Raw genomic sequence first — 12,643 nt, forward strand, 5'->3', positions numbered from 1 at the left:
AGAAGCCCCGGCGCCCTGGGGAAGGCGCCGGGGACCACCGCCTACGGCAGGTAGTACATCGGGTTCGGCAGCTTGAAGGCGCGCTGCGCCGCGCCGCCCTCCAGATCGCTGTACTGGTCGCCGAAGTTGGCGACGACGCGGTAGCCGAGGGACTCGATGTGCCGGCGGGTGCCCGACTTGAAGTCGATGGTCGAGCAGGTCGTGCCGCACGGCAGGTAGGCGGGCGGGTGCTCCTTGTCCCGCAGGTAGACGTGCGGGCGGTCCAGCGGGACGTCGTAGCCGACGTTCTTGAGGTTGCGCACGCTCCAGTCGCGCTGCGCCTCCTTGCGGCCGGTGAGGAAGAAGACCTCGGCACCCTTCTTGTGGGCCCAGTTGACCAGGTCGTTCATGCCGAAGACCGCGGCCATGTCGGTGTGCTCCAGGTACGCGTCCTGGGACTTGGGGGTGAAGTTGAAGCCGACCTTCAGCTCGTAGTTGTAGGTCAGCAGGGTGGTGTCGTCCATGTCCAGGACGATGGCGGGCTTGGCCTTCCCGGTGTTCTTCTTGGCGAGCGCGCCGGCCAGGTAGGTGCGTGCCTTGGCCTCGATGCCGCGGATCTGGCGGGCGTAGTTGCTGGTGGGGGAGGCGTAGTGCTCGCCGTCGGCCGTCACCGTGTCGCCGTAGTACGCCTTGATCTTGTCCTGCACCTGGGTGAGGTTGGGAATTTCCTTGTCGGTGCGCGGCACGGAGTGCTCGGCGGTGGCCTGGCCGGCGCCGAACACCGCGGTGCCGGCGACGACGACGGCGGCCACTGCACCGCCCAGGCGGACACGGCGGGAGAGGGCGGGGCGGGGCATGCGCGGCTCCTTAGGGAAGCGTGGGTGGTCCCGGGTAGATGTAACAGAGGTGGCGAGCAGCTATCTACGCGCGAAGATTAAAGGGTTGGCAAAGGGTGGCGCGAGGAGGTCGCCCAACTGACCGGCGTGATGCGGCTCTTGACGGGTCGTGCGTGCGCTCCTTAGCCTCCATTCCTGTCCATGGATGTTGTCTACATATGGAGACGAACGCCGATGGTCGCCCTCCGCCCCACGGACCTGGTCGTCACCGAGGTCCGACTCACCCCGGTCCTGGTCGCCGACCCCCCACTGCTCAACACCCAAGGCGTGCACCAGCCGTACACCCCACGTCTGATCATCGAGCTGGTCACCGCCGGCGGCGCCACCGGCCTGGGCGAGACCTACGGGGACACCGAATACCTCGACCTGGCCCGCCCGTTGGCCACCGCCCTGATCGGCCGCCCGGTCACGGACCTGAACGGCCTGTCCGCGCTCGCCGACCAGGTGGGCGGCGCGACGGAGGAGCCCGGCCCGGACGGCGTCGATGCCGCCGGACTGCGCGGCGTCCGCACCGCAGGCAAACTACGGCGCTCGGTCCGCTCCGGCTTCGAAGTCGCCTGCCTGGACGCCTGGGGGCACGCCGCCGGACTACCCGTACACGCCCTGCTCGGCGGCGCGGTGCGCGACCGGGTCGACTACAGCGCCTACCTCTTCTACCGGTGGGAACGGCACCCCGACGGCCTGGGCGAGCCGGACGACTGGGACGCCGCCCTCGACCCGGCCGGCATCGTCGCCCAGGCCCGCCGGTTCGCCGACCGCCACGGCTTCACCTCGTTCAAGCTGAAGGGCGGGGTCTTCCCACCGGACCGGGAGACCGCCGCGATCCGGGCACTGGCCGAGGCGTTCCCCGGGCGACCGCTGCGACTGGACCCCAACGGCGCCTGGTCGGTGGAGACCGCGCTCCAGGTGGCGGACGAACTGGCGGACGTCCTGGAATACCTGGAGGACCCGGTGAGCGGCACCGGGGCGATGGCCCGCGTCGCGGCCGGCACACCGGTCCCGCTCGCCACCAACATGTGCGTCACCACCTTCGAGGAGATCCCCGAGGCGCTCGCCCGCGACGCCGTCCGGATCGTGCTCTCCGACCACCACTACTGGGGCGGGCTGCACGCCACCCGGGAACTCGCCGCCCTCTGCCGCACCTTCGGCCTCGGCCTGGCCATGCACTCCAACACCCACCTCGGCATCAGCCTCGCCGCCATGACCCAGGTGGCGGCCACCGTCCCCGACCTGGACCACGCCTGCGACACCCACTACCCCTGGCAGACCGAGGACGTCCTGGCCGACCGCCTCACCTTCCGCGACGGCCACCTGGACGTCGGCGACGCCCCCGGCCTCGGCGTCACCCTCGACCGGGACCGGCTCGCCGCGCTGCACCGACGCTGGCTGGACGACGACGGCACGTACCGCAACCGCGACGACGCCGCCGCGATGCGCCGCGCCGACCCCGGCTGGATCACCCCCGCGGTGCCCCGCTGGTGACCCGGGCGGGCACGGCCATGATCCTGTGCCCCGGGGCGAGCACCGGCCCCACTGGACCGGCTTGCACCGCGCCCCCTGCCGCGCCCGCGTACGGTGTGGCACGAGACGGTGGCGGTGCGCCACAGTGGTCCCGTACGTGATCTTCGAAGAGGGGCGGTACCGATGGCACAGGAAGTGCGCGGCGTCGTGGCGCCGGGGAAGAACGAAGCGGTCCGGCTGGAGACGATCCTGGTGCCCGATCCGGGGCCCGGGGAGGCCGTGGTGAAGATTCAGGCGTGCGGGGTGTGCCACACCGACCTGCACTACAAGCAGGGCGGGATCAACGACGACTTCCCGTTCCTGCTCGGCCACGAGGCGTCCGGAGTGGTGGAGTCGGTGGGCGAGGGCGTCACCGACGTCGCCCCCGGGGACTTCGTCATCCTCAACTGGCGTGCGGTGTGCGGCTCCTGTCGGGCGTGTCTGCGCGGGCGGCCCCAGTACTGCTTCAACACCCACAACGCGCAGCAGAAGATGACGCTCAAGGACGGCACCGAGCTCACCCCGGCGCTCGGCATCGGGGCGTTCGCCGACAAGACGCTGGTCGCCGCCGGCCAGTGCACCAAGGTCGACCCGGCGGTCTCACCGGCCGTCGCGGGGCTGCTGGGCTGCGGGGTGATGGCGGGCATCGGCGCCGCGATCAACACCGGCCAGGTCGGCCGCGGCGACTCGGTCGCGGTCATCGGCTGCGGCGGCGTCGGCGACGCGGCGGTGGTCGGCGCCCGACTGGCCGGCGCCGCCAAGATCATCGCCGTCGACATCGACGACCGGAAGCTGGAGACGGCCCGCACCATGGGGGCCACCCACACCGTCAACTCCCGCGCCACCGACCCCGTCGAGGCCGTCCGCGAGCTGACCGGCGGATTCGGCGCGGACGTCGTCATCGACGCGGTCGGCCGCCCGGAGACCTACCGCCAGGCGTTCTACGCCCGCGACCTCGCGGGGACGGTCGTCCTGGTGGGCGTGCCCACCCCGGAGATGACCCTGGAACTCCCCCTCCTGGACGTCTTCGGCCGCGGCGGCGCCCTGAAGTCCTCCTGGTACGGCGACTGCCTGCCGTCCCGGGACTTCCCGATGCTGATCGACCTCCACCAGCAGGGCCGGATCGACCTCGGCGCGTTCGTCACCGAGACCATCGGCATCGACGACGTGGAGCGGGCCTTCGACCGGATGCACGCCGGTGACGTGCTGCGCTCGGTGGTGGTGCTGTGATGACCGCCCGCATCGACCACCTCGTCACCTCCGGGACGTTCTCGCTGGACGGCGGCACCTGGGACGTCGACAACAACGTGTGGATCGTCGGCGACGGTTCGGAGGCCGTCGTCATCGACGCCGCACATGACGCCGACGCCATCCTGCGGGCCCTCGACGGCCGCGCGCTGCGCGCCGTCATCTGCACCCACGCGCACAACGACCACATCGACGCGGCCCCGGCGCTCGCCGCCCGCACCGGGGCGCGGATCCTCCTGCACCCCGCCGACCTGCCGCTGTGGAAGCAGACCCACCCGGACACCGCCCCCGACGGAGAACTGTCGGACGGCCAGGTGCTGACCATCGCCGGCACCGACCTGACGGTGCTGCACACCCCCGGCCATGCGCCCGGGGCGGTCTGCCTGTACGCCCCCGACCTGAACACCGTCTTCACCGGGGACACCCTCTTCCAAGGCGGCCCCGGCGCCACCGGCCGGTCCTTCTCCGACTTCCCGACGATCATCGATTCGCTCCGCGACCGGCTGCTGGCCCTGCCGCCGGAGACCGTGGTCCACACCGGCCACGGCGACTCGACGACCATCGGCCAGGAGGCACCACACCTGGCGGAGTGGATCGCCCGGGGCCACTAGGGGTCGGGCGAACAGATCCCGTAGGGGGCCTGAACGCCCCCTGCGGGGCCACAACGTGGCGGGGGCGGGGCGTATTCCTGTGGCGCGGGGGAGCGGGGGGCTTTCCGGCCCGTGCGGTGGCGCGGAGCCGTTCCCGCACGTGCGGGGCGGTGCGGGGTCTTTCCTACGCGTGCGGTGGTGTGGGCCTTTCCCGCAACTGCGGCCGCGCGGGGCATTCCCGGCCCGTGCCGGCGGCGCGGCGGATTCCCGAGCGCCGGGGATTCCCATGAGCGGCACGACGGGGTGGTCCCGCCCCCCCCCCCCGCGGTGCGGCGCCGTAGGGGCGCCCCCCGCGCGCCGGGGCCGGGGCAGGCCCCGGCCTCAGCGTTCCGTGGCCGCTCGTTGCAGGATGCGGGCGGCCACGGCTGCCGAGTCGACGAGGGGGTGCAGGGCGAGGGCCCGTAGCGCCGCGTCGCGGTCCTTGAAGAGGGCGGCTGCCACCGTTGCCCGTTCGACGGCCTTGACCTGGAGCATCAGGCCCAACTGGTCCTCGCGCAGCGGCGCGCAGGGCAGCGGCCGGGCCCCCTTGGCGGTCACCTCGCACACCGTCTCCACGATCGCGTCCGGCGCCAGCTGCGGCACCGTCGTCCCGTTGCGGACGTTGAGGATCAGCCGCCGTCCGGAGTCGCCGGCGATGGCGTGCATCAGCGCCAGCGCCACCCGGTCGTAGCCGCCGCCCTCCAGGTCGTGACTGTCCCGCTGCCAGCCGCCGGTCGCCTCCCGGCTGTGCGCCATGTACGTCTCCTCGCGCTCCAGCCGGGTCCGCTCCCACAGGTCGTACACCGCCTCCGCGGAGCCGGCAGCCCCGGCCCGTTCGAAGAAGCCGCCCTGTTGCCGGTCCAGGAACTCCCCGCGGGTCTCGTCGGTGTCCCGTACGGAGTGCAGGGTCTCGCGGCGGAAGTAGTAGTAGTGCAGGTACTCGTTGGGGAGGGCGCCCAGGACGCGGAGCCACTCCGGGCCGAAGAGCCGGCCCTCCTCGAAGGAGCCCAGCGCCGCCACGTCGCCCAGGAGGCCGGGCAGGACATCGGTGCCGTCGAGTGTCAACGAGCGCAGCCAGCCGAGGTGGTTGAGCCCCACGTAGTCGTAGCCGGACCGGGTCGGGTCCTCCAGGACCGCGGGGTCCGCGCCGGCCGCCCGCGCCGCCCGGCGCACCAGCCCCACGGGCGAATCGCAGATCCCGATGACCCGGTCGCCCAGCACCTGCGCCATCGCCTCGGTCACCATCCCCGCCGGATTGGTGAAGTTGATGACCCACGCCCCCGGGGCGAGCGCCGCGACCCGTTCGGCGATGTGCAGCGCCACCGGGATCGTCCGCAGTCCGTAGAGGACCCCGCCGGCGCCGACCGTCTCCTGGCCCAGGACGCCCTCCGACAGCGGGATCCGCTCGTCCCGGATGCGACCGGCGGTCCCGCCGACCCGTATGGCGGAGAACACGAAGTCGGCTCCGGTCAGCGCGGCGTCGAGAGTTTCCGCCACCCGCACGGGTACCGGTTCGGTACGGCCCCGGGCCAGTTTGGCCAGCACCTCGGAGATCACCGCGACCCGGCGGGGATCGGTGTCGTACAGCGTCAGCTCGGAGACGGAGCGTGTGGGGTCGTCCAGCAGCGCGCGGTAGATCAGCGGCACCCGGAAGCCGCCACCACCGAGAAGGGAGAGCCTCATGGGGCGGAACGTACCGCAGCATCAGGCACACTGGCGGCACGAGTTGAGTACGAGAGGGGCGAGCGCGGTGAACACAGGCCGACGCGATGTCCAACCGCCCGAGGGGCCGGCCGCCGTGCCGCCGGGGCTCGATCCGCTGGCCGCGGTGCGCCACGAGGACGATCCGCCCACCGACGTCTACCTCACCGGCACCGTCTTCCTCGACATCATCTTCACCGGCCTGGACTCCGCCCCGATCCGCGGCACCGAATCCTGGGCCCGCGGCATGGGCTCCAGCCCCGGCGGCGTCGCCAACATGGCCACCGCGCTGGCCCGGCTCGGACTGCGCACCTCCCTGGCCGCCGCGTTCGGCGACGACATGTACGGCGAGTACTGCTGGGAGGCGCTGGAACAGGGCGAGGGCATCGACCTGGCGCTCTCCCGGAAGGTCCCCGGCTGGCACTCGCCGGTCACCGTCTCGATGGCCTACGAGGGCGAGCGCACCATGGTCTCGCACGGCCACGAGGCGCCGCCCCCGGATCACGCCTTCGACGGGGCGCACGCCCCCGGCTGCCCGCCGCCGGCCCGGGCCTGTGTCGCCTCGCTCGTCCCCGGCCGCCGGGAGGGCTGGCTGGGCTGTGCGGCCGGTCGAGGCAGCCGGATCTTCGCCGACGTCGGCTGGGACGACTCCGGCCTCTGGGACCCGACCGACCTCGCCGACCTGGAGCACTGCGAGGCGTTCCTGCCCAACGCCGAGGAGGCGATGCGCTACACCCGCACCGACTGCCCGCGCACCGCCGCCCGCAGGCTCGCCGACCTGGTGCCGCTCGCCGTCGTCACGCTCGGCTCGGAGGGCGCGTACGCGGTGGACGCCCGCACCGGCGAGAGCGCCGAGGTGCCCGCCATCGTGGTGGAGGCACTGGACCCGACCGGCGCCGGGGACGTCTTCGTCGCCGGCTTCGTCACCGGCACCCTCGCCGACTGGCCGCTGGCCGACCGGCTGTCCTTCGCCGGGCTGAGCGCCGCCCTGTCGGTGCAGGAATTCGGCGGTTCGCTCTCCGCGCCCGGCTGGGCGGAGATCGCCGCCTGGTGGCGCCGGGTCCGGGCCTGCGACACCGGGGCCGCCGCCGGGCTGCGCCACCAGTACGGCTTCCTGGACGCCGTATTGGCCGAGTCGGGAGTGAGCCTCGGCCCTACGGGAGCGGCGGACTCCACGTGCCCGACCGGGTCCGCGCCGCTGGCCCGCGCGGTCCCCACGATCGGGTTCCGCCGCCCGGCCTGAGCGCGCCGCCCGGCCCGCCCTCCGGTGCCCTCCGCGGCCGTCCCGGAAAAGCCGACCGGCTTGTCGGTGCCCCGTCGTACTCTGGTAGCGCAAGGAGCCAGTGCGGGCACCGCTGTCGAGGTCCGCACCTGTGATGAGCAAAGGATGGGGGTTGAGCAGGCCACCCGGCCTACCCATGACGCAGACACCCACACGAGCGCAGGCGAGCGCCCAGTTCACGGTCCCGGCCAAGCACCCGATGGTGACGATCCTGGGATCCGGCGACTCGCTCCTGCGTGTGATCGAGGACGCCTTCCCCGCCACCGACATCCACGTCCGGGGCAATGAGGTCAGCGCGGTCGGCGACGCCCGGGAAGTCGCCCTGATCCAGCGCCTTTTCGACGAGATGATGCTGGTGCTCCGCACCGGTCAACCGATGACGGAGGACGCAGTGGAACGCTCCATCGCCATGCTGCGCGCGGCGGAGAACGGCGACGGAGCCAGCGAGACCCCGGCCGAGGTGCTCACCCAGAACATCCTCTCCAACCGCGGCCGCACCATCCGCCCCAAGACCCTCAACCAGAAGCGCTATGTCGACGCCATCGACAAGCACACCATCGTCTTCGGGATCGGGCCGGCCGGCACCGGCAAGACCTACCTGGCCATGGCCAAGGCCGTCCAGGCCCTCCAGGCCAAGCAGGTCAACCGCATCATCCTGACCCGCCCCGCCGTCGAGGCCGGAGAGCGCCTGGGCTTCCTGCCCGGCACCCTCTACGAGAAGATCGACCCCTATCTGCGCCCGCTCTACGACGCGCTGCACGACATGCTCGACCCGGATTCCATCCCGCGGCTGATGGCGGCGGGGACGATCGAGGTCGCGCCGCTGGCGTACATGCGCGGCCGGACCCTCAATGACGCCTTCATCCTTCTCGACGAGGCGCAGAACACCAATCCCGAGCAGATGAAGATGTTCCTCACCCGGCTCGGCTTCGACTCGAAGATAGTCATCACCGGCGACGTGACCCAGATCGACCTGCCGGGTGGCACGAAGAGCGGTCTGCGCCAGGTCCGGGACATCCTGACCGGCGTCGACGACGTGCACTTCTCCGAGCTCACCAGCAGGGACGTGGTCCGGCACAAGCTCGTCGGCCGTATCGTCGACGCCTACGAGAAGTACGACAGCCGCAACGGCAAGTAGCCCGCGCTGCGCGACCAAGAAGCGAGACCCACCTTCCCCATGTCGATCGACGTCAACAACGAGTCCGGTACGGACATCGACGAGCAGGCGATCCTGGACGTTGCCCGCTATGCCCTGGCCCGGATGCGGATCCACCCGCTCTCCGAGCTGTCCGTCATCGTCGTGGACGCCGAGGCCATGGAGCAGCTCCACCTCCAGTGGATGGACCTCCCCGGCCCGACCGACGTCATGTCCTTCCCGATGGACGAGCTGCGGCCGCCGGCCAAGGACGACGAGGAGCCGCCGCAGGGCCTTCTCGGCGACATCGTGCTCTGCCCGGAGGTCGCCGAGAAGCAGGGCAAGGAGGCCCCGACGGAGCACAGCATGGACGAGGAACTCCAGCTGCTGACCGTCCACGGCGTGCTGCACCTGCTCGGCTACGACCACGAGGAGCCGGACGAGAAGGCCGAGATGTTCGGCCTCCAGGCCGCGATCATCGACGGCTGGCGGGCGGAGCACGGGATGACCGGTCCCTCGCCGGCCCCGACCCTGACCTGACGGGGCGCGCGATGACCACCCTGATCGCCGTCGCGGTACTGCTCGTCGTCGTCGCCTGGCTCGCCGCCTGCGCGGAGGCCGGACTGACCCGGACGACGAGCTTCCGCGCCGAGGAGGCCGTGCGCTCCGGCCGCCGGGGCAGCGCCAAGCTCGCCGCGGTCGCCGCCGACCCCACCCGCTACCTCAACCTCGCGCTGCTGGTGCGGGTCGGCTGCGAGGTGGCCGCCGGCGCCCTGGTCACCTACGCCTGCCTGCGCTCCTTCGACACGACCTGGCAGGCGCTGACCGTCGCCATCGCGGTGATGGTGCTGGTCTCCTACGTCGCCGTGGGAGTCTCCCCGCGCACCATCGGCCGCCAGCACCCGCTCAACACCACCACCGCGGCGGCGTACGTCCTGCTGCCGCTGGCCCGGGTGATGGGCCCGGTGCCGCAGTTGCTGATCCTGCTCGGCAACGCCCTCACCCCCGGCAAGGGCTTCCGCAAGGGCCCGTTCGCCTCCGAGGCGGAGCTGCGGTCCCTGGTGGACCTGGCCGAGAAGGAGTCGCTGATCGAGGACGAGGAGCGCCGGATGGTGCACTCGGTCTTCCAACTCGGCGACACCCTCGTCCGGGAGGTGATGGTGCCCCGCACGGACCTGGTCTCCGTCGAGCGGTTCAAGACCATCCGGCAGGCGCTGACCCTGGCACTGCGCTCCGGCTTCTCCCGGATCCCGGTGACCGGGGAGAACGAGGACGACATCGTCGGCGTGGTCTACCTCAAGGACCTCGCCCGCAAGGTGCACATCAGCCGCGACGCGGAGAACGAACTGGTCTCCACGGCGATGCGCCCCGCGGTGTTCGTCCCCGACACCAAGAACGCCGGCGATCTGCTGCGCGAAATGCAGCGGGACCGCAATCACGTCGCGGTGGTGATCGACGAATACGGCGGCACCGCCGGCATCGTCACCATCGAGGACATCCTGGAGGAGATCGTCGGCGAGATCACCGACGAGTACGACCGGGAACTCCCGCCCGTGCAGGACCTGGGCGGCGGCCGCTACCGCGTCACCGCCCGCCTCGACATCGGCGCGCTGGGCGAGCTGTACGGCCTGGCGGAGCTGGACGACGAGGACGTGGAGACGGTCGGCGGACTGCTCGCCAAGCAGCTGGGTAAGGTCCCGATCGCCGGGGCGACCGCCGAGATCGACCTCTCCGACGACGCCTCGGACCCGGACCTCAAGGCGCTGCGGCTGATCGCCGAGGCGCCCGCCGGCCGCCGCAACAAGATAGTCACGGTGCTCTGTGAACCGGTCCGCGCGGCGGACGCGGAGGGTGACGGCGCCGGCCGCTGACCGCCCGCCCGGCGCCCTCCGCGGACCGCGGCGCCACACCGCACCACCGCCCATTCCGGGGCATCCGGCCCCGCACGGCTACTGATCTCCAGTACAGCGGAAATATCCTCAAAGCCATTTCCGGCAATGCTGGATTCCCTCACTAATTCCGTGGAAAGATCTTCGAACCGGCGCCGGAAAGGGCGTCGGTATTTTGCGGCAGAGGGAAGCTGAACGAAATGCGTGGAAGGAAAGCCGTGGTGATGCCCACCATCGCGGCGGCTCTGCGGGCGGTCCGTCCGGGCGGAACCGACGCCCTCGCCGCGAGCCGAAAGACCAGAGGTGAGGAATCCGGGGGCGCCGTCGACAACGCGGCGGATTTCCCCGGTGCGGCCCTTTCGACAGGAGCCGCCGGGCGGTGACGGAAAGATCACCGCAGTATTCGCGATGACGTCCGGCCAGGCCGCGGACATCGCGAGCACGGGCACCGGGAGGGGGCCGGACACCGACGACGGTGACCGGCGACCCGGTGGTCACACACGACTCCGCATCGGGCGATCGCCCCGCAGGCACGCCTGCGGCGGCACCGCCCGCTGCGGACCCGGAAACGACGTTGGCTGGAGAGCCGGGTGCCCCGGCACAGGGGAGCGGGGCAACCGGACTCTTCAGCCATCGTGCGTCCCCCCCACAGCCTCGATCTCCCGTATGCCCCCTGCCTCCTGTCCTCGACGCCTCGGTCGCGGGGGCACGGGACGTCCCGGGCGTCCGGCACGGACCGTGGGGCCCGTCCCCGTACGCCCCGGTCGGGCCCCGCATATGCTCGCCCGTATGACCGAAGCCGCACCGCTGGACCCCGAAGACCGCAAGATCATCACGCTCGCGCGCTCGGCGCGGGCCCGTAACGGCGTCCCCGAGGGCGCCGCCGTCCGCGACGAGACCGGCCGCACCTACGTCGCCGGCACCGTCGCCCTGGACTCCCTGCAGCTCAGCGCGTTGCAGACGGCCGTCGCGATGGCCGTCGCCAGCGGCGCCACGTCCCTGGAGGCCGCGGCCGTGGTCACCGACGCCGAGCAGGCCGCCGACGCCGACCGGGCCGCCGTCCGTGACCTCGGCGGCCCCGACACCCCCGTCCTGGTCGCCGCCCCCGACGGCACCCTGCGCGCCAGCGTCCCCGCGGGCCCCTCGGTCTGACCGCACCACCGGGCGGGGCGCCCGCCGCCCTGCGCGCCCCGCCCCGGAACGGCCGGAGCGCCGGATGGTCGGAGCGGCCGCGGGGATCGGGGAGAATGGGCGCCATGAGCGTTCGCACAGAGTCCACTGCCCCCCACCGCGCCGGCTTCGCCTGCTTCGTCGGCCGCCCCAACGCGGGCAAGTCCACCCTGACGAACGCTCTCGTCGGGACGAAGGTGGCGATCACCTCCAACCGCCCGCAGACCACCCGCCACACCGTGCGCGGCATCGTGCACCGGCCCGACGCCCAGCTGGTCCTGGTCGACACCCCCGGGCTGCACAAGCCGCGCACCCTCCTCGGCGAGCGGCTCAACGACGTCGTCCGCACCACCTGGTCCGAGGTCGACGTGATCGGCTTCTGCCTCCCCGCCGACCAGAAGCTCGGCCCCGGCGACCGCTACATCGCCGCCGAACTGGCCGCCATCAAGAAGACCCCCAAGGTCGCCATCGTCACCAAGACCGACCTGGTCGACTCCAAGGCGCTGGCCACCCAGTTGATCGCCATCGACCAGCTCGGCAAGGAACTGGGCATCGAGTGGGCCGAGATCATCCCGGTCTCCGCGGTCGGCGACAAGCAGGTGTCGCTCCTCGCCGACCTGCTCGTACCGCTGCTCCCCGAGAGCCCGGCCCTCTACCCGGAAGGCGACCTCACCGACGAGCCGGAGCAGGTTATGGTCGCCGAGCTGATCCGCGAGGCCGCGCTGGAAGGCGTCCGCGACGAGCTGCCGCACTCCATCGCCGTCGTCGTCGAGGAGATGCTGCCCCGCGAGGACCGGCCCGCCGACAAGCCGCTGCTGGACATCCACGCCAACGTCTACATCGAGCGCCCCAGCCAGAAGGGGATCATCATCGGCCCCAAGGGCAAGCGGCTCAAGGAGGTCGGCACCAAGTCCCGCAAGCACATCGAGGCGCTGCTGGGCACCCCGGTCTTCCTGGACCTCCACGTCAAGGTCGCCAAGGACTGGCAGCGGGACCCCAAGCAGCTCCGCAAGCTGGGTTTTTAGCCTCGTACGTTTGCGGCTGCCCCGCCGTGGGGGTTGCTCACCGGTCCGCTGCGCTTGGCTATGCGTCGTACGTTGCTGGGTTTCTCGCCGTGTCGCCTGCGGCGGGCGGGGTCCGCTGCGCGGGGCTTTCGGGGGGCGGTGTCGGGTCTGCGGGGTCGGTGTGCAGGACTGCTGCGCTTTACGTCCTGC

Annotated in this window: 11 protein-coding genes; 9 read left to right on the forward strand and 2 right to left on the reverse strand. The window is 71.9% G+C overall.

Annotated features, from left to right (window positions below; genetic code table 11):
- Nucleotides 1-41: 41 nt before the first annotated feature.
- Complete coding sequence (locus ACFVT2_RS32865) at nt 42-836, reverse strand: HAD family acid phosphatase (RefSeq protein WP_390023876.1); 795 nt, start codon at nt 834-836, stop codon at nt 42-44.
- 213 nt (nt 837-1,049) lie between these two features.
- Between ACFVT2_RS32865 and ACFVT2_RS32870 the strand changes: the two genes are divergently transcribed.
- From ACFVT2_RS32870 to ACFVT2_RS32880, 3 genes are all read left to right on the forward strand, one after another.
- Nucleotides 1,050-2,357: an enolase C-terminal domain-like protein gene (locus tag ACFVT2_RS32870; RefSeq protein ID WP_390023877.1), complete on the forward strand. Its 1,308-nt coding sequence runs from the start codon at nt 1,050-1,052 to the stop codon at nt 2,355-2,357.
- Between the two features lie 162 nt (nt 2,358-2,519).
- Nucleotides 2,520-3,605 carry an S-(hydroxymethyl)mycothiol dehydrogenase gene (locus ACFVT2_RS32875; protein WP_390023878.1) on the forward strand — a complete coding sequence of 362 codons (1,086 nt, stop codon included), beginning with the start codon at nt 2,520-2,522 and terminating at the stop codon, nt 3,603-3,605.
- Nucleotides 3,605-4,234 carry an MBL fold metallo-hydrolase gene (locus ACFVT2_RS32880; RefSeq protein WP_390023879.1) on the forward strand — a complete coding sequence of 210 codons (630 nt, stop codon included), beginning with the start codon at nt 3,605-3,607 and terminating at the stop codon, nt 4,232-4,234. The genes ACFVT2_RS32875 and ACFVT2_RS32880 overlap by 1 nt, the downstream gene beginning before the upstream one ends.
- 360 nt (nt 4,235-4,594) lie before the next feature.
- Here the strand turns inward: ACFVT2_RS32880 and ACFVT2_RS32885 are convergent, their stop codons facing one another.
- Entirely contained in the window at nt 4,595-5,935 is a 1,341-nt protein-coding gene (locus ACFVT2_RS32885) for a 6-phospho-beta-glucosidase (protein WP_390023880.1), read from the reverse strand.
- Nucleotides 5,936-6,002: 67 nt separating this feature from the next.
- Here ACFVT2_RS32885 and ACFVT2_RS32890 point away from each other — a divergent pair, with 67 nt between their 5' ends.
- The 6 genes from ACFVT2_RS32890 (at nt 6,003) to era (ending at nt 12,454) form a co-directional block, all read left to right on the forward strand.
- Nucleotides 6,003-7,196 carry a carbohydrate kinase family protein gene (locus ACFVT2_RS32890; RefSeq protein ID WP_390023881.1) on the forward strand — a complete coding sequence of 398 codons (1,194 nt, stop codon included), beginning with the start codon at nt 6,003-6,005 and terminating at the stop codon, nt 7,194-7,196.
- Nucleotides 7,197-7,371: 175 nt separating this feature from the next.
- Nucleotides 7,372-8,373 carry a PhoH family protein gene (locus ACFVT2_RS32895; RefSeq protein ID WP_390023882.1) on the forward strand — a complete coding sequence of 334 codons (1,002 nt, stop codon included), beginning with the start codon at nt 7,372-7,374 and terminating at the stop codon, nt 8,371-8,373.
- Nucleotides 8,374-8,412: 39 nt separating this feature from the next.
- Nucleotides 8,413-8,910 (forward strand): rRNA maturation RNase YbeY, encoded by a 498-nt coding sequence (gene ybeY / locus ACFVT2_RS32900; protein WP_390023883.1) that lies wholly within the window; start codon nt 8,413-8,415, stop codon nt 8,908-8,910.
- A gap of 11 nt (nt 8,911-8,921) precedes the next feature.
- Nucleotides 8,922-10,241, forward strand: a complete 1,320-nt coding sequence (locus ACFVT2_RS32905; RefSeq protein WP_390023884.1) for a hemolysin family protein — start codon at nt 8,922-8,924, stop codon at nt 10,239-10,241.
- 807 nt (nt 10,242-11,048) lie between these two features.
- The gene (locus tag ACFVT2_RS32910; RefSeq protein WP_390023885.1) at nt 11,049-11,411 is read left to right on the forward strand and encodes a cytidine deaminase; all 363 of its coding nucleotides are present in this window, start codon (nt 11,049-11,051) and stop codon (nt 11,409-11,411) included.
- Between the two features lie 95 nt (nt 11,412-11,506).
- Nucleotides 11,507-12,454 carry a GTPase Era gene (gene era / locus ACFVT2_RS32915; protein WP_390023887.1) on the forward strand — a complete coding sequence of 316 codons (948 nt, stop codon included), beginning with the start codon at nt 11,507-11,509 and terminating at the stop codon, nt 12,452-12,454.
- Nucleotides 12,455-12,643 lie beyond the last annotated feature (189 nt).

The sequence above is a fragment of the Streptomyces sp. NPDC058000 genome (genome assembly GCF_042886435.1).
In the GTDB taxonomy this organism is placed as follows: domain Bacteria; phylum Actinomycetota; class Actinomycetes; order Streptomycetales; family Streptomycetaceae; genus Streptomyces.

What these genes read in the sequence shown, in the direction of transcription:
- ACFVT2_RS32905 (WP_390023884.1), top strand. Translation starts at nt 8,922, where the DNA reads ATGACCACCCTGATCGCCGTCGCGGTACTGCTCGTCGTCGTCGCCTGG.
- ACFVT2_RS32875 (WP_390023878.1), top strand. Translation starts at nt 2,520, where the DNA reads ATGGCACAGGAAGTGCGCGGCGTCGTGGCGCCGGGGAAGAACGAAGCG.
- ACFVT2_RS32910 (WP_390023885.1), top strand. Translation starts at nt 11,049, where the DNA reads ATGACCGAAGCCGCACCGCTGGACCCCGAAGACCGCAAGATCATCACG.
- ACFVT2_RS32895 (WP_390023882.1), top strand. Translation starts at nt 7,372, where the DNA reads ATGACGCAGACACCCACACGAGCGCAGGCGAGCGCCCAGTTCACGGTC.
- ACFVT2_RS32870 (WP_390023877.1), top strand. Translation starts at nt 1,050, where the DNA reads ATGGTCGCCCTCCGCCCCACGGACCTGGTCGTCACCGAGGTCCGACTC.
- era (WP_390023887.1), top strand. Translation starts at nt 11,507, where the DNA reads ATGGGCGCCATGAGCGTTCGCACAGAGTCCACTGCCCCCCACCGCGCC.
- ACFVT2_RS32885 (WP_390023880.1), bottom strand. Translation starts at nt 5,935, where the DNA reads ATGAGGCTCTCCCTTCTCGGTGGTGGCGGCTTCCGGGTGCCGCTGATC.
- ACFVT2_RS32865 (WP_390023876.1), bottom strand. Translation starts at nt 836, where the DNA reads ATGCCCCGCCCCGCCCTCTCCCGCCGTGTCCGCCTGGGCGGTGCAGTG.
- ACFVT2_RS32880 (WP_390023879.1), top strand. Translation starts at nt 3,605, where the DNA reads ATGACCGCCCGCATCGACCACCTCGTCACCTCCGGGACGTTCTCGCTG.
- ybeY (WP_390023883.1), top strand. Translation starts at nt 8,413, where the DNA reads ATGTCGATCGACGTCAACAACGAGTCCGGTACGGACATCGACGAGCAG.